13 protein-coding genes are annotated in these 16,306 nt (G+C 69.3%); 8 read left to right on the top strand and 5 right to left on the bottom strand.

Annotation, left to right across the window (positions count from 1 at the left end; all coding sequences use genetic code 11):
- The first annotated feature begins 10 nt into the window (after nt 1-10).
- From ACO2Q0_RS08340 to ACO2Q0_RS08315, 6 genes are all read left to right on the top strand, one after another.
- Nucleotides 11-556 (top strand): RNA polymerase sigma factor, encoded by a 546-nt coding sequence (locus ACO2Q0_RS08340; RefSeq protein ID WP_423351031.1) that lies wholly within the window; start codon nt 11-13, stop codon nt 554-556.
- Between the two features lie 85 nt (nt 557-641).
- Nucleotides 642-1,619: a FecR family protein gene (locus ACO2Q0_RS08335; RefSeq protein WP_423351030.1), complete on the top strand. Its 978-nt coding sequence runs from the start codon at nt 642-644 to the stop codon at nt 1,617-1,619.
- A 94-nt stretch (nt 1,620-1,713) separates the two neighbouring features.
- The gene (locus ACO2Q0_RS08330) at nt 1,714-4,047 is read left to right on the top strand and encodes a TonB-dependent receptor (RefSeq protein ID WP_423351029.1); all 2,334 of its coding nucleotides are present in this window, start codon (nt 1,714-1,716) and stop codon (nt 4,045-4,047) included.
- A 594-nt stretch (nt 4,048-4,641) separates the two neighbouring features.
- Entirely contained in the window at nt 4,642-5,328 is a 687-nt protein-coding gene (locus tag ACO2Q0_RS08325; protein ID WP_423351028.1) for a TMEM175 family protein, read from the top strand.
- A 114-nt stretch (nt 5,329-5,442) separates the two neighbouring features.
- Nucleotides 5,443-6,459 carry a 2-oxoadipate dioxygenase/decarboxylase family protein gene (locus tag ACO2Q0_RS08320; RefSeq protein ID WP_423351587.1) on the top strand — a complete coding sequence of 339 codons (1,017 nt, stop codon included), beginning with the start codon at nt 5,443-5,445 and terminating at the stop codon, nt 6,457-6,459.
- Between the two features lie 2 nt (nt 6,460-6,461).
- The gene (locus ACO2Q0_RS08315; RefSeq protein WP_423351027.1) at nt 6,462-7,892 is read left to right on the top strand and encodes an FAD-binding oxidoreductase; all 1,431 of its coding nucleotides are present in this window, start codon (nt 6,462-6,464) and stop codon (nt 7,890-7,892) included.
- Here the strand turns inward: ACO2Q0_RS08315 and ACO2Q0_RS08310 are convergent.
- From ACO2Q0_RS08310 to gcvA, 4 genes are all read right to left on the bottom strand, one after another.
- Nucleotides 7,876-8,493, bottom strand: coding sequence for a beta/gamma crystallin-related protein (locus tag ACO2Q0_RS08310; RefSeq protein WP_423351026.1), 618 nt, complete (start codon nt 8,491-8,493; stop codon nt 7,876-7,878). The two genes, ACO2Q0_RS08315 and ACO2Q0_RS08310, sit on opposite strands and share 17 nt — an antisense overlap.
- A gap of 14 nt (nt 8,494-8,507) precedes the next feature.
- Nucleotides 8,508-9,002 carry a DUF6644 family protein gene (locus ACO2Q0_RS08305; protein WP_423351025.1) on the bottom strand — a complete coding sequence of 165 codons (495 nt, stop codon included), beginning with the start codon at nt 9,000-9,002 and terminating at the stop codon, nt 8,508-8,510.
- A 2-nt stretch (nt 9,003-9,004) separates the two neighbouring features.
- Nucleotides 9,005-9,355 carry a DUF6152 family protein gene (locus ACO2Q0_RS08300; protein ID WP_423351024.1) on the bottom strand — a complete coding sequence of 117 codons (351 nt, stop codon included), beginning with the start codon at nt 9,353-9,355 and terminating at the stop codon, nt 9,005-9,007.
- 105 nt (nt 9,356-9,460) lie between these two features.
- Nucleotides 9,461-10,354: a transcriptional regulator GcvA gene (gene gcvA / locus ACO2Q0_RS08295; protein ID WP_423351023.1), complete on the bottom strand. Its 894-nt coding sequence runs from the start codon at nt 10,352-10,354 to the stop codon at nt 9,461-9,463.
- A gap of 261 nt (nt 10,355-10,615) precedes the next feature.
- Between gcvA and ACO2Q0_RS08290 the strand changes: the two genes are divergently transcribed.
- The gene (locus ACO2Q0_RS08290; protein ID WP_423351022.1) at nt 10,616-12,097 is read left to right on the top strand and encodes an amidohydrolase; all 1,482 of its coding nucleotides are present in this window, start codon (nt 10,616-10,618) and stop codon (nt 12,095-12,097) included.
- A 158-nt stretch (nt 12,098-12,255) separates the two neighbouring features.
- Here the strand turns inward: ACO2Q0_RS08290 and ACO2Q0_RS08285 are convergent, their stop codons facing one another.
- Nucleotides 12,256-14,553, bottom strand: coding sequence for a TonB-dependent receptor (locus tag ACO2Q0_RS08285; protein WP_423351021.1), 2,298 nt, complete (start codon nt 14,551-14,553; stop codon nt 12,256-12,258).
- 423 nt (nt 14,554-14,976) lie between these two features.
- Between ACO2Q0_RS08285 and ACO2Q0_RS08280 the strand changes: the two genes are divergently transcribed.
- The gene (locus ACO2Q0_RS08280; protein ID WP_423351020.1) at nt 14,977-16,293 is read left to right on the top strand and encodes a dicarboxylate/amino acid:cation symporter; all 1,317 of its coding nucleotides are present in this window, start codon (nt 14,977-14,979) and stop codon (nt 16,291-16,293) included.
- Nucleotides 16,294-16,306 lie beyond the last annotated feature (13 nt).

The raw sequence follows: 16,306 nt of genomic DNA, 5'->3' as shown, positions 1-16,306 counted from the left end.
AGGGGGTTCGGTGGCGCCGCCTGGGCCGTCGCAGATGGAGGACGGGCAAAGCCCGCTGGTCCGCGCGTTCTTCGAGCGCCGCGAGAACCTCATCCTGTTCCTGGCCGCGCGAACCCGCGACATGGCCACGGCCGAGGACCTGGTGCAGGACCTCTATCTCAAGATCGCAGGCCTCGATCCCCAGGCCGAGGTGCGGGCGCCGGAGGCGCTGCTCTATCGCATGGCGGCGAACCTGATGGTCGACCACGTGCGCAGCGCCCAGCGCTCCTCGCGCCGGAGCGCCGAGTGGCGGATGGACACGCGGTCGGTGATGGGCGGCCAGGACGTCGCCCAGGACGCGCCGGCCGACGAGGTGGTGATCGGCAAGGAGCGGGTGCGGCAGTTGGCGGAGGCGGTCGCCGCCCTGCCGCCGCAGATGGGTCGCGCCTTCCGGCTGCACAAACTGGACGGAATGAGCCAGGCTCAGACCGCCCAGGCCATGGGCGTCTCGGTGAAGATGGTGGAAGCGCACGTCGCGGCCGCCATCAAGCACCTGGCGCAGAGGCTCCGCTCATGATGTTTTTGGCCGGACCTAGGGGTGGGCCGTTCCGGCGCCGTCTCTTGTGCTGTCCGGCGCACTCCGCGCAGGCACAGGCGAGCCCATGACCAGCATTGCGACGCGAAACGAGGAGGTGATGGCGCAGGCCAGCGCTTGGCTCGCGCGCCTGCAGCGTCAGGACGTCGGCGAGGCGGACGGCCTGGCCTTCGACGCCTGGCTCGCCGAGTCCCCTCAGCATCGGGACGCCTATGGCGCGGCGCTGGCCGCCTGGCAGGCGTTCGACGGCTGCGCGGATGCGGTGCTGGACGAGCTTGCCGCCGAGGCCCGCCGCAGTGCGCGGCGTCCCGCGCCCACCCGCCGCTGGCTGGTCGGCGGCGGCGTCGCCATCGCCGCGGGTCTGACGGCCGTGGCGGTGCTGCCGACGGTGCTCGACCGGCCCACCGTTCAGACCTACGCCACCGCCAAGGGCCAGCATCGGCGGGTGACCCTCGCCGACGGCTCGGTCGTGGACCTCAACGCCGAGACCCGGCTGACCGTGCGCTTCGCCCGCCGTGAGCGGCAGGTGGAGCTGGGCGACGGCCAGGCGGTGTTCGACGTCGCGCACGACGCAGCGCGGCCGTTCACCGTCGAGGCGTCCGGACGGGCGGTGCGGGTGCTGGGCACCCAGTTCGACGTCCGCAACCGCAGCGGCGACGTGACCGTGACCGTGGCGCGCGGCCGGGTCCAGGTGCGTCCCGTCGCCTCATCCAAGACCGGTGAGGCCTTCGTGCTCACCCCCGGCCAGCGGCTTGCGATCGCCCGGACGGGCGTGGCGCAGCTGAGCGCCGTCGATCCGCAGGAGGCGCTGAACTGGCGCGCCGGTCGCCTTGTCTACCGAGGGGAGCCGCTGGCCGAGGTCGTGGCCGACCTCAACCGGCAGTTCGTCGAGCAGATCGAGGTGAGCGATCCCGCGCTTGCCCGAATGCCGGTGACCGGCGTGATCGTGCTCGACGATCAGGCCTCGGTGGCGACGCGTCTTGCCTTGATGCTCCCCGTAAGATCAGTACCTTCCGAACGGGGGCTGATGCTGCTTCGGAAATAGCCGAGGCCGGGCTCCCGTACGGACGATCCGGGTCGAGACGGAGCTGACCATCCAAAGGCGGCGGGATTTGGGAGCCGCCATCGCGTGTGTCGCGATGGCGTTGGCCGGCGGCGACCCCGCGGCCGCGGCTCCCTCACGCGTCCGTTTCCGGATTCAGCCGCAGCCATATCCCGAAGCCCTTCTCGATCTCGCGCAGCAGGCCAACGTCACCCTGGTGGGCGCGGCCGCCTGCCAAGGCGTCTCGCGAAGCCCGGTCGTGGGCGCCATGAACGTCGAAGAGGCGCTCTCCCGGCTGCTGGCGGGCGCGCCGTGCAACTGGCGGATGATCGCCGCGGGGGCGGTGGAGATCTCGCCGCTCCGCCAGGTCGAAGCGGTCCGCGCAGCGCCGCCGCCGCCAACCACCGTCGGCGAACTGCTGGTGACCGCCACCAAGCGCGTGCGCGATCCGCGCGAGCTAGCGGTGGGGATCACGGCGATCCCGCGCCGGCGGCTGTACGAGACCGGCGCGAGCGATCCCGGCGACGCCGCCGCGCAGATGGCGGGCGTCCTCACCACCAACCTCGGTCCGGGGCGGAACAAGCTTCTGCTGCGCGGCCTGGCGGACGGCGTCTTCACCGGACGGGCGCGCTCGACGGTGGCGACCTATCTCGACGACATTCCAGTCAACTACAACGCCCCCGACCCCGACTTCCGCCTGGTAGACGTCGAGCGGGTCGAGGTGGCGCGCGGGCCCCAGGGCGCGCTCTACGGGGCCGGCGCCATGAGCGGCGTCTACCGGATCGTCACGCGCAAGCCCGACCTCGGCCAATGGTCGGCGGAGGCGCGGGCCACCGGCGCGACGACGCGAGGCGGCGGCCCCAGCGGCGCCCTGGAAGGCTACGTCAACGTGCCGCTCTGGGGCGACACCGCCGGCCTGCGGCTTTCGGCCTATCGGGAGGTCGAGGGCGGCTACCTCGACGACATCGTCCAGCACCGCAACAACGTCGACCGGACCGAGCGGCAGGGCGGCAGGCTGACGTTCCTGGCCCAGCCGAAGGACGCGCTGTCGATCACCCTGACCGGTGCGGCCCAGCGGCTGCGCTCGGAGGATACGCACTACACGATCCGCGGAATCGGCCGCAAACGGGCGGTGCTGATCCCCGAGCCGCACGTCAACGACATCGAACTGGCCGCCGGGACCGTGCGGTATTCCTGGGGCGGCTCGGAGCTGACGTCCGCCACCGGCTTCGTGCGGCACGCCTACGGCAGCTTCTTCGACGCCACCCCCGTCCAGGAGAGCTACACCGACGTCGCCGAGACCTCGGCCTATTCGGAGCGCACCCGGGCCAAGATGCTGGTGCAGGACATCTTCCTGACCTCGCGCGGCGCATCGAATCTGGAATGGCTGGTCGGGCTCTATGCCTCGGAGGCGCGGCTTAGCTCTCCGAGCGAGCTGCTCGCCCAGCGACCGGGCCTGCCGAACCTGGCCGTCTACTCCGAGCTGCGGCACGAGATGATCCGCGAGCTGGCTGGCTACGCCGAGCTCTCCTACGAACCTGCGCCGGGCTGGACCCTCGCCCTCGGCGGACGGCTGTACGACATCAACCGCCGCATCCGCTCCGAGGTCACCTCCGAGCGGTTCCAGCCTCACAGCCTGGACCGCAGCAACCACTTCACCGGCTTCTCGCCGAAGATTTCGCTGCAGCACCAGTTCGACAACGGCGACCTGGTCTACGCGGTGATCAGCGAGGGCTTCCGTCCGGGCGGCGTCAACACCGGCGGCGCCTTTCCCGTCGTCGAGACGCGTGAGAGCTTCGCGTCGGACCGCCTGCGCAACTACGAGGTCGGCTTGAAGCTCGAGCGCTTCGAACGGCGCCTCTCGCTGAGTTCGGCGGTTTATTACGACATCTGGAAGGGCATCCAGACCGACCAGTTCCTGGAGTCGGGGCTGCCCTACACCACCAACGCCGGGGACGCGCACATTCTGGGCCTCGAGGCCGAGATCGCCTTCCGCGCCGACAACGGCTTGCTCGCGCAGCTGAACGGGCGCGTGTCGCGGACGCGCACGAACAACGCCAATCCCGAGTTCATCCCGGTGCTGGCTGACAATCTTCCCGGCGCCCCGCCGATCTCGGGCGGCGCCCTGCTCGGCTACGAACGGCCGGTATTCGGCGACTGGACCATGCGCGTTGTCGGCCAAGCCATCTACGTCGGTCTGTCGCGGGTGTCGTTCGATCCGCGCCTGCCGCGCACCGGCGGCTTCGTCCACACGCGCGTGCTGGGCGAGATCAGCCGGGACGGCCGCGGCGCCCAGCTGTTCGTCACCAACACGCTGGATTCCTTCCGCGACACCTTCTCGTTCGGCAACCCATTCACCGCCGCCCAGGCCCGCCAGATCACGCCGCAGAGGCCGATCACCGTGGGCGCGACTCTGTTCGCCGCGTTCTAGAAAAAATTCCCTCGTGCGACCTAGGGATGGGCGCGCCCGGCGCCGTCTTCCCCGCGACCTTCGACTTCGTGACCAGGTCGTCGGTCGTGATCGGATGCGCCGGGAGCGGCGCAGCAGTCAAACGGAGCGCGCGTTCCCGAGCCCAACCCGCGCGCGGCGGCTGGCTGAGTGCGGCCCTGACGAGGAGAGCGTCAGGGCCGTGCCTCCTGGACGCCGGGATGAGGCCCATTCCGGGCCTGCGTCATTGCGGCCTGACGATCCCATTGGCCGATATCCACAGCAATGCTAGGCTAGGGCCGTTGATCGCGGTCGGCTCGGGCCGCGCGAGCGCGCCGCACAGCGTATGTGGCGCGCGGGACCATCAACCCCGCGTCGGCTCTCCAGTCGCTGGCACGAGACCTACCGCCCCGGCCCGAGGATCGTCACACCCTCAGCCGGGGCCTCTCGTTCCCACCAACGCCCTCCGCTCCTGGATCGACCGCCGCGGCGGTCGCATTGGCCTGACGCCCGAAGTCCGCGGGGACCGACGGGACGTCCAGATTCCACCTTTTGAGCGAGTCCGAAACTTGCGCGGGCGGCATCTGTTTCCCGCCCATGAGGGCACGCGGCGATACGAGCACCCATGGCGCCGAACGGGGCCTAAGCCGCTTCGAGGGGTTCAGCGACGCCGTCTTCGCGATCGCGCTGACCCTGCTGATCGTCGAGATCAAGGTTCCCGGCTCGCCAGAAGGGCCGCAAGGCTACACGGACCTGCTCAAGGCGATGGCCGAGCAGTGGCGTGAGCATCTCGCCCTCCTCCTCTGCTACCTCGTGATCGGCGCGTACTGGGTTCAGCATCACTACTCCGGACGCATCTACGCCAAGAGCGATCATTGGTTCAGCGTGCTCAACCTCGTCTTCCTGTTGGCGATCGTCGTCGTTCCGTATCCCATTCGCGTCTGGTGCTTCCATCTCGGCACGGAGTTCGAGCGGACCGCCTCCATCACCCTCGCGATCAGCCTCGCTCTGACGGCCTGCGCCTGGATGGCGAAATGGTTCTACGGCTTGCCGGGCCGCCGCGTGATGGACAAGCGGCTGGCGGCGGACTTCCTGCGGCAGATGACTCGGCGCTACGGCCTCGCCGCCCTGATCCAGATCGGCGCGGTGCCCATCACGATGATTGCGCCCCTCGCGGGGGTGACCATCGGCCTTGCCAGCGTCGCCTTCTTCCTGCTGCCGCAACCCAAGCCGCGCTACAATCCGGGCCAGGAGCCGCGGGCGGAGGAGACGCTCGGCGAATAGCGGCGACGAGCATCATTCGGGAAGCTCATGATTTCCTGAGAACTTATCGCTTTCCAGTCCAGCCCCGTCATCGCATCGCTGGGCCGCCGCACGAGGCGGCAGGGGGTGTTGAAGATGCAGTTGCGGCGGCTGGTGCAATCGATCCTCGGGCCGGAGCGGACCGAGCAGATGTTCTCGCTGCTGGTCATCCACCCTGACCTTTCCGGCGCGTCCGAAGTTTCGCGGGCCGTCATGGCGCAGGCGCTCAACATGGTCCTGTTCAGCGACCTGCTCGACCGCGTGCCAGCGGCGGCGGAGTACGCCGCGGATTGTCAGCGCGACGGCCAGAAGGTGCTTCACGATCATGGCGCGGTGCGCACCGTGGTGCTGAACGGTATGGGCGCGCTGCCGTCGGGCGAGGAAGCCTTGCTGCGCGTGCTGCGTCCGCTCGGCTACCGGCCGAGCGGGCTGTATCCGCTGGAGCGCCTGAAGATGACCGGTCGCTCCTACGCCCAGGCGGACTTCCCCGAGGACATCGCACAGTTCTTCGTCAGCGAACTGCACGTCGACCGCTTCTCGGCCGGCTTCGCGGCGGCGGCGCTGTCGGTGACCCGCAGTTCCGGAGATCCTCTTTCGCCCCAGGCGAAGGCCACTCTGGCGCGCTTCGAGAGCGAGGGCCGGGTGGATTTCGCGGCCGCCGCGGCCGCCCTGCCGGTGCTCGCCGCCTGCTTCGATCGACAGCACGAGATCCCCGAGCTCGCCGACTATGAGACCCTCCTCGCCGAGTCCGCCGAGATGGCGTGGATCGCGACCGAGGGGAACGCCTTCAACCACGCCACCGACCGCGTCGCCGACGTTGAGGCCCTGGCGCAACGACAGAAGGCGCTGGGGCGTCCGATGAAGGAAGCGGTGGAGGTGTCCGGTTCCGGCCGGGTCCGCCAGACGGCGTTCCGCGCCGCACAGGTGACCCGCGACTTCCGGAGCGGCGACCGCGTGGTGAGCCGCGTCGTCCCGGGGTCCTTCTACGAGTTCATCACTCGCCTTCCGATGGTCGACGAGTCCACCGGCCGGACCCGGCTGGACCTGGCCTTCGACAGTTCCAACGCGCAGGGCATCTTCAAGATGACCGAGGCCGCAGCGGCCGCCGGCTGACCATGAACCTGGAGCGCCTGACCGCCGACCTCCAAGGCCTCCTGGAGCCGGAGGACGTCCTGACGGCGCAAGAGGACCTGGCGTCCTACGACGCGCCGGCGCGTTATGAGGCCGGCCGGGCCGCCGCGGTGGTGCGGCCTCGGACCGTCGACGGCGTATCCAAGGTGATGGGCTACTGCGTCAGCCGCGGCGTGCGCCTGGTGCCGCAGGGCGCCAACACCGGCCTGGTCGCCGGATCCACCGCCGACGGCAGCGGGACCCAGGTGGTGCTGAGCCTGGAGCGTCTGCGGACGCCGCTTCGGGTTGACCCGGCGAACCGCACCGCGCGCGTGGGCGCCGGCGTGCGGCTGTCCGCCCTCAACCAGGCGCTCGAACCGCACGGCCTGTTCCTGCCGATCGACCTGGGCGCGGATCCGACGCTGGGGGGCATGGCCGCCACGAACACCGGGGGCGCGCGGTTCATCCGCTACGGCGACATGCGCCGCCACGTGCTCGGCCTGCAGGTGGTGCTGCCGGACCGGCAGGGCTCGGTCGTCGAGCTGAAGGGCGGGCTCCGCAAGGACAACACCGGGCTCGACCTGCGGCAGTTGTTCGTCGGCAGTTGCGGCGCGCTCGGCGTCATCACCGAGGTGGAGGTCGAGGTGCATCCGCGGCCCCGGCAGACGGCCGCCGCCCTGATCGCCCTGGCCAACCCCGACGCCGCCTTGCCGCTGCTGCAGTTCATGGAACGCGAGGCCGGCGAACTGCTCACCGCCTTCGAGGGCATGTCCCGCGCGGCCTTCGCCGCAGCGCTTGCCCACGCGCCGGCCCTGCGCAATCCGTTCCCCGGCGGCCCACCGCCCTATGCGGTCCTCGTCGAACTCAGCACCGCGCGGTCGCCGCAAGGAGGCGACGCGCCGCTGGGCCAAGTGCTGGAGGCGATCCTCGCCGCCTGGCTCGAAACGGCGGAGGCCGACGCGATCGACGTCCTGGTGGGCGCGCCGGAACCGCTCTGGGCGATCCGCCATGCCATTTCCGAAGGCCTCCGGGCCAAGGGGCAGGTCATCGGCTTCGATCTGGCGTTCCGGCGCTCGGACCTGCCGGCCTTCCGCGACGCGGCCCTCGACCGGCTCGGCCGCCAGTTCCCCGCCGTCGAGATCTGCGATTTCGGCCACATCGGCGACGGCGGCGTCCATTTCAACCTGGTGGCGCCCCGGCCGGGGCTGCCGGATGCCGGCCTCAAGGCGCTTCGGACATGTGTCTACGAGCTCGCCGTCGGTCAGTTTGGCGGCAGCTTCAGCGGCGAGCATGGCCTGGGACGGGCCAATCTCGAATCCTACCGCGCCTATACGCCCGACCTCGTCCGCGAGCTCGCTGGCGGCGTCCAGAACGTGTTCTCGGAAGCGCCGATCGGCGCGGTCGACTTCGTCGGCCTCTTCAGGGAGCAGGCCTAGCGGAACGGACCGCGGCCGGCAGCTCCGCGTCCGAGAAGCGCAGGTGCTCGCCCTCGACGATGGCGCAGCGGCCCGTGAACCCGACGCCCTCGCAGAGCTGCCAGCGTCCCGTCACATGGGCGCTGAGCGGCCGCCCCGCGAGTCCGGGCGCCTGGAGGGTCGCGGTCGCCTCCGTGACGGTGACCCGCGCCCCCATGAATTCGGCGCGCTCATAGAGTTCGAGCATCGGCGGCCCTGCGGCGGCCGGCTGGTCTACGCCGCGATAGGTGGCGAACAGCGACATCACCTCGAACGTCGGAGCGCCGACCTTCTCAGGGACGTAGTCGAAGTTCGGCGTGTCACGCCGCAGCACGGTGCAGGGATTGGTGAACTCGACGGCCCCGCAGATGTCCCAGTGCCCCGTGACCTTCGCGCTCCTCGGGGCGAAGCCCGCTTTGGCGGGCACGTCCTCGAGGTCGTCGCGCGTGGTGAAGGACCGTCCTTGGAAATCGGGCTCGCTGAAGAGCGTGATCTCGTCGGGCGCGGCCACGGCCGGTCCCGTCAGGGCGGCGGCCGCCAGCAGGACAAGGAATGCGGGCAGGCGAAGGGAACGGGCGTGCATGGCCATCCGATCGGTCACGCGCTGTAGGCGATGAAGCGGCCGAGCGCTCCCACCGTCAGCCAGATGAGGAGGGAGCCCGCCGCCATCAGGCGACCGGCGAGCGGCGGCGCGGCGTCCCAGTCGGTGAGCCGGCCCTCGTAGATGCGGTTGAAGACGAAGGCGTTGACCAGGCCCAGGGCAAGCCCCGTCATCTTCCACAGGAACACGGACGAGTGCGACAGCGGCCCCGCGTCCGAGGCGAAGAGCACCGCCCCCGTGAGGACGAACAGGATCAGCCCCGCCACGGCGAAGCGCGTCATGAACCGCGACAGCGCCGGCAGAGGAAGGCTCCGGGCGAAACCCAGCAGGCGGAGATCGACCACGCCGATGCCGCCGATGAGCAGCGTGAGCGCAAGCAGGTGCAGCAGGTTTGCCACAGGATAAAGCGGTCCGCCGCTGCGGGCCGCCACGCCGAGCGGCGTGGCCTCGATCGCAGCAGCGAATTCGTAGACGGCCTCGGGTAGCGCCACGGTCAGCGCATCTCGACCGTCTTGCCGGCCACCGATATCCGCTCCGCGCGGATCTCAGGCGTACCGTCCTTGCGGGGATAGCCGGTCACGCGCAGCACGGCGCCCGGCTTCAGCTGTTCGGTGCTGAGCCCCCGCGCGGCGACCCGCGGCACCGGTCCCAGGACGACGGTCCACACCTTGCCGCCGCTGCGGATGTCAGCCTCGATGTGCGGATTGCGCCAGCGCACCATCTGGACGACGCCCTCGAGCGAGGCGGCCTTGCCGGCGTCGTACGTGCCCCAACCATGGTGGGCGGCGGCCGGCGCCGGCGCCGCGAGCAGGATCGCCATAGCGGCGAACGCGGGTCGGAGCATGGACGGAGTCTCCTCTGTGCGAGGGCTGCTCCGATGCACGGACGCCCCCTTCTGCAGGTTAAGACGCAGCCCGGCGGCAGATGCGCATCACGTCGCGCCGGTTTTTCAGGCGCCCGCCTGCGCCGTGATCCAGTCTGTGAACGCCCTGAGCGCGGGAGAGGCCGCCTTTTCCTCGGGAACGACCCAGTAGTAGGCGCTGGGCCCGGTGAGCGCCTCCTCGAAGAGCACCTCGAGACGGCCGGCGGCGAGTTCGTCCTCGATCAGGACCCGGGGCAGCAGCGCCGCGCCGAGACCGGCGGCGGCGGCCTGGGCGATCATGGCGAACTGCTCGTAGCGCGGGCCGCGGTTCACGCCCTCGAGTTCGACGTCGACGAGCGCGCACCAGTCCGACCAGGCCCTGGGACGCGTCGACTGGTGCAGGAGCGTCGCGCGCTGCAGGTCCATGGGACGGACGAGCTTTCGGGCGGCGCGGTATTCGGGGCTGGCCACGACGACCGTCACCTCGTCCATGAGATGATGGCATCGCGAGGCGGCCCAGGTGGGCGATCCGTAGTGGATGGCGGCGTCGAAGGGTTCGCGGCCGAAATCGAACGGCTCCAGCCGCGCGGCGAGGTTCAGGGTCACGTCGGGATGCGCGGCCATGAAGTTCGGCAGGCGGGGCACCAGCCAGCGCGTGGCGAAGGTGGGCAGCACGGCCACGTTCAGCGTGGCCGTTTCGTCGGCATAGGACATCACCGCGTGGGTCGCCTCACGCAGGTGGGCAAGGATCCGACGGACCTCCTTCAGATACAGGCTGCCGGCGGCCGTCAGCACGACGCGCTGGCGGACGCGCTCGAAGAGCGTCACGCCGATGCGGTCCTCCAGCATCCGGACAGCCCGGCTGATGGCGCTCTGGGTCAGGTGGAGTTCGGCGGCCGCCCGGGTGAAGCTGGCGTGACGGGCCGCGGCTTCGAAGGCGGTGAGATCGCCCACCGAAGGCAGCAGGATCTGACGAGTCATACGCATCACTCATGAAAGGCCGCCCGGATGAGGTCGGATGGCGTGCGAACCCCCGGGAAGGAGACCGCCTGAAGCTAGTTCAGGAGCAACGCTCATGGTCTGTCCAGCCATCGCGCGCCGGAGGCGGCGAAGGTCCGGCGATGTGCCGTCTCCTGCGGCGCCCGCGTCTACCTGTTTGCCACCGTCGTCGCGGCGGCGTGTCCCGGGCGCGAGTCCGGGCGCTTTCGCGGAGGCGCACGCCTCCGAGCCGAGGAGCTGAAGATGCGAAGAATGCTGATGGCGGCCGCGGTTGGGCCGCTCGCCCTCGCCGGGCTTGCCGTGACCCCGCCCACCGTGGCGGCCGCGCCGGTCCCCGACGCCCAGAAGGGGGAGATCGTGGCGACCGTCGATCGCCTATCGCCGCAAATCTCGGACACCGCGCTGAAGATCTGGGAGTTCGCGGAACTGGGCTATCTCGAGGAACGAAGCACCAGGCTGCTGCAGGACCAGTTCCGCAAGGCGGGATTCCAGGTGAAGGCCGGGGTCGCCGAAATCCCGACCGCCTTCGTGGCCAGCTACCGGAACGGCGAGGGTCCGGTGCTCGCGATCCTCGGAGAATTCGACGCCCTCCCGGGCATGGCCCAGGCGGCCTCTCCCGAGCGGAAGGCCCTGAGCGGGCCCGCAGGCCACGCCTGCGGCCACAACCTGTTCGGCGCGGGCTCGATGGGCGCGGCGCTGGCGATCAAGGCGTGGATGCAGAAGAACGACGTGAAGGGGGAAATCCGCTTCTACGGCACGCCCGCCGAGGAGAGCGGCGGTGGAAAGGTCTACATGGTCCGGGCCGGGCTCTTCCAGGACGTGGACGTGACGCTGCACTGGCACGCCAGCGACTCCAACTCGGCGGGCCAGGGCGTCAGTTCGGCGAACCAGAGCGGCAAGTTCCGCTGGCGGGGCCAGGCCTCGCACGCGGCCGGCGCGCCCGAGCGTGGCCGCTCGGCGGTGGACGCCGCCGAGATCCACGACGTGATCGTCAGCTTCATGCGCGAACACATCCCGGACCGCACCCGGATCCACAACGTCATCACCAGCGGCGGCTCGGCCCCCAACGTGGTCCCGGACTTCGCCGAGACCTACTACTACGTGCGCCAGATCGATCCGGTGGTCGTCCGGGAGGTCATGGAGCGCGTGAAGCGCGCGGCCGACGGGGCGGCGCTGGCGACGGATACAAAGGTGGAGTTCGAACTGGTGAACGGGGTCTACGGGCTTCTGCCCAACGACGCCCTGGGGCAGGTCATGGACGCCAACCTGCGCCGCGTCGGCGGACCGCAGTGGACGCCCGAGGAGACCGCCTTCGCCGAGAGAATCACCGCGACCTTGCCGCCAGGGGCCAAGGCCAGGCCGGCGACCGAAGTGGCGCCCTACAAGGTCGGCGAAGAAGGCCTCGGCTCCACCGATGTCGGCGACGTCAGCTGGGTGACGCCCACCGTGGGCCTGCGGGTCGCCACCTGGGCGCCCGGTACGCCGTCGCACAGCTGGCAGGCGGTGGCGGCCAGCGGCTCCAGCCTGGGCGTGAAAGGGGCGGTGGTCGCCGCCAAGACCCTGGCGCTGACGGCGGCCGACCTCTTCCGCAGCCCGGAAACCATCGCCGCCGCCAAGCTGGAACTGGAGCAGCGCCGCGGGGCGGACTTCACCTACCGCTCGATGGCCGGCGACCGGAAGCCGCCGCTGGACTATCGCAAGGCCCCCAGCCGGGGGGCCGACTAGAGCCCCCTTCGCACAAAAAAAGGGAGCCGGGCGGCGCCGGCTCCCCCGCTTGAGGGATCTTGAGGAAAAAGGGAGCGAGCCGGCGTGGCTCGGCTCGCTCCCGGATCCGGGCCCACGGCGAAGGGGCCCGGGAAGTCCGCCGTCCTGAAAAGGGGCTATCAGAACGACTTGCGGAGGTTGACCCCGATCGTCCGCGGCAGGACCGAGCTGGTGAGCTGCTCGGAGCCGCTGCTCGAAGTGACCGAGATCTCGCCGAAGATGTCGAAGGCGTTGCGGACGAAGAGATAGGCGCCCCAGTCCTCGCCCTCGACCCCGGCGCGCAGGTTCACGACGGCGTAGTCGCCCTGCTGCTCGTAGTAGACGTTGGTCGGGCGGAAGTGGGAGTAGGACTTGCCCACGTAGCTGTAGTCCGCCCGCACCATCCCGCCGAAGCTGTCCGAGATCGGCCAGGTGTACTCGACCGAGGTCGAGGCCATGAACTTCGACACGTTCGGGATCTGGTCACCCTTGTCGCCCAGCGAGGTGGAGTCCCGGATGTTGGCGTTGATCTGGTCTTCCTTCAGCTCCGGGTCCGCCACGGTGACGCCTCCGGAGATCAGAAGGCCGGTGATCGGGCGGGCCGTGAACTCGAGCTCGACGCCGCGGATCTGGGCCTTGCCGGCGTTGACGATGAAGGAGCAGCAGCCGCTGAGCGTCTGGGCCGATGTCTGGATATCGTCCCAGTCGATCTGGAACAGCGCGGCGTTCACGGTCAGGCGGCGGTCGAACCACGACGTCTTCACACCGAGTTCGTAGTTCCACACCTTGTCGGGACCGTACGGGATGAGCGCCGTTTCCAGGTTCGGGGTGTTGTTGGCTCCGCCCGGACGGAAGCCCTGCGCCGCGGTGGCGTAGATCAGGACGTCAGAGTTCATCTGGTAGTTCAGGCTGAACTTCTTCAGCCAACCGGAGGCGTCGGCGTTGAACTCGCGGAAGGGCTCGACCAGGGAGCCGGACACCCAGTTCGGCATGTCGGTCTCGCCGTAGGTCTTCTTCTTGTACTTGAAGCGGCGCAGGCCGACGTTGGCGGTCAGGCCGTCGATGATCTCGTACGAGACGTCGCCGAAGAAGGCGGTCTGGTCGGTTTCGGTGGTGATGTCCCGGTGGAAGAAGATCGTCGGCGGGACCGCGATGATGCCGGTGTTCTTGTCCACCACCGCAAGGGTGGAGTCGACGTAGTCCTTCCGCATCTCGATGAAGCCGCCGAAGGTCCAGTTTAGGCGGTTGTCGCCGTTCGAGCTGATGCGCAGTTCGCTGTTCGTCGTGTGCACCCAGGCCGGCTTGTAGAGCGTGGTGGGCATCAGGCTGTCGGCGAAGGCGCCGAACTGGGCGAGCTGGGCGGCGTTGCACGTCGTCGTGGGAATGCCCAGAGACATCGTGAACCAGTTGCGGCAGTTCGTGTTGCTGCTCCGGTTCGACCGCATGGTGTTGGTGTAGTCGCTGGCGTTCAGCTGATCCCACTCATAGTAGGCCGCCGCCCAGGTCACGGTGGCGAAGCCGAGATCGTAGTCGAGGTCGCTCGAATAGAGCGTCAGCTCGTCCCGGTTGATCGGCACCACGTACCGGTCGGTCGAATACTCCTCGTCGCCAAGCAGCGGATACCAGGTCGAGCCGCCGCCGTCGGCGGTGGTCTTCTGGGCCATGAACATGCCATGCCAGCTGATGTTTTCCGTCGGGAAGGCGGAGAGCATCAGGCGGGCGCCGCGGATCTTGCGGTCGTTGATGTTCTCATGGCCATAGCGGACGTTGTCGATGAAGCCGCCGCGGACCTCCTGGTAGGCCACGACGCGCGCGCCCAGCTTGTCCTCGATGATCGGCACGTTGACGACGCCCTTGGCGTAGTAGGCGGCGTCGCCCTCCCGCATCGTGGACGCCATCACGTCGACGGAACCCTCATAGTCCCGGACGTCGGCCTTGTTGAAGATCACCCGCACCGTGCCGCCCATCGAGCCCGAGCCGTAGAGCGTGCCCTGCGGACCGCGCAGCACCTCGATGCGCTCGACGTCGAAGAGGTTGCCGTCCTGGGAGGAGCCGCCGGAGTTCTGGCTGGTGTCCGAGGGGCCGGTGAGCGGCGTCTCGTCGTAGTAGAGGCCGACCGTGGCCTCGCCCGAGGCCTGGATGCCCCGCAGCGTAATGCGGCCGCCGCCGTCCGAGCCCCCGCCGATCTTGAGGCTGGGTACGAGCGTCGTGACGTCCTGGAGCCCCGTGGCGCCCAGGTTCTCGATCGTGTTCTCCCCAAGCGCCGTGATGGCGATCGGCGTGGTCTGGACCGTCGTCTCCCGCCGCGTGGCGGTGACGACCAGTTCCTCGATGTCGGCGGCGCTCTCCTGCGCCTGGGCGCCCGTCGCCAGAGCCGTCGCGGCGGCTCCCACGACAAGAGCGAGCTTCAGTGCTCGATTGGCCGATGATGCACGCATCTAGTTATCCCCTGCTCGTACCGCCCGGCGTTCACGGGCGGTCTCGTCAGGGCAGACGCGGGCGGTCGCGAAATGCGCACATCATCGACGGCGTGGGAGGCGGACGAGACGCCCCGGGCAGAAGGCGTCTCAGGGGCAGACAGCCATGGATCATGCGCGCTTCGCATGGCCTTGGCCGGACGTCTCATGCGTAACAGTTATGAGTCGGTCGAAATAAATCGCTTTTCGCCTGACAAGATCAGGGGGGAAGCTGGCGTCTACCAACACAGGTCAGCAAGTATCGCGGGGGCGGTCGTGGCGGCTCTACAGTTTCACCTGGCGCCGGATTGCTATCCGTGCAGATCTAAGCTTGACAACCTGAGCGATAGTGAAGCGGCGTCGGCGATGTGGGCCGTGCATTATTTTCCGACGGTCGTTTAGCCGATGCCGCTCGACGCCCCGCCCGACGCCCCCACGCCCAGGGAACCGCCCCGCCCCACGCGGCCCACGCTTCTCCGCCGCTGGTTCGGCATCGTGCTCTGGAAGCGCGTCTTCCTGGGCATGGCCCTGGGCGCCGTGGCCGGGCTCGCGCTCGGTGAACACGCCGAACAGCTGAAGTGGATCGGCGACATCTTCATCCGTCTGATCCGGATGCTGATCGTGCCGCTGGTGTTCGCGACCATCGTCGCCGGCGTCGTGTCGATCGCCGACGTGCGGCGACTGGGCGGGATCGGCGCCAAGACCATTTTCCTCTACCTGGTGACCACCCTGACGGGCGCCTGTCTCGGCCTTGCCCTGGGAAGCCTGATCCGGCCGGGCGTGGGCGCCAAGCTCGGGCAGCACGCCGACCCCGCAATCGCGCGCCCCGCCGTCTCCCTGGGCGAGCAGTTCCTCGCGATCATCCCGACGAACCCGGTGGCGGCGCTCGCGAACGGCGAAATCCTGTCGATCATCTTCTTCTCCATGCTGTTCGGCATCTCGGTGCTGCTGGCCGGCGAGCGGGGGAAACCGATCGCCAACGCGTTCAGCGCCGTGGCCGAGGTCATGCAGAACCTCACCCGCGGGGTGATGGAGGTGGCGCCCTTCGGCGTCTTCGCGCTGATCGCCTGGGTGGTCGGCGTCACCGGCCCCGGCGCCTTCGTGCACATCTTCCTTCTGGCGATTTGCGTTCTCGTGGGCTGCACGATCCAGGTGCTGTTCATCCACGGCGGACTGCTCGTCGGTCTCCTGGGACGGCTGCCGTCGATCCCCTTCCTGCGGGACATCGCCGATGCGGTGGTGGTCGCCTTCTCGACGTCGTCGAGCGCGGCCAGCCTTCCCGTTGTGATGCGCGTCGCCGAGGAGAACCTCGGCGTGAGCCGGGTGGTGGCTTCGACCAGCCTGCCGATCGGGGTCTCCGTCAGCATGGACGGGACCGCCATGTACGTCGGCCTGCTCAGCATGTTCGCGGCCCAGGCTTTCGGCCTCGAGGTGACGCCGCTGCAGTACGCCCTGATCGCGGTGACGACGGTGATCATCGCGCTGGGTTCGGGTCCCGTCCCATCGGCTTCGCTGTTCCTTCTGGCCGGCGTGCTGCAGGTCCTGGGGCTGTCGGCCGAACAGACCGCCCTGGTCGTCGGCTTCATCCTGCCCTTCGACCGCGTCCTCGACATGATGCGCACCGTGCCGAACTGCACCTCGGACCTGGCCGTCGCCGTCACGGTGGCCCGCTGGGAGAAGGAACTCGACGAGGAGGTCTATCGGGCCAAGCCGACGAGCTGACGGGTTCACGCGA

Source organism: Phenylobacterium sp. VNQ135 (assembly GCF_049445735.1).
In the GTDB taxonomy this organism is placed as follows: domain Bacteria; phylum Pseudomonadota; class Alphaproteobacteria; order Caulobacterales; family Caulobacteraceae; genus Phenylobacterium.
This window is presented reverse-complemented; position numbering and strand designations above follow the sequence as displayed.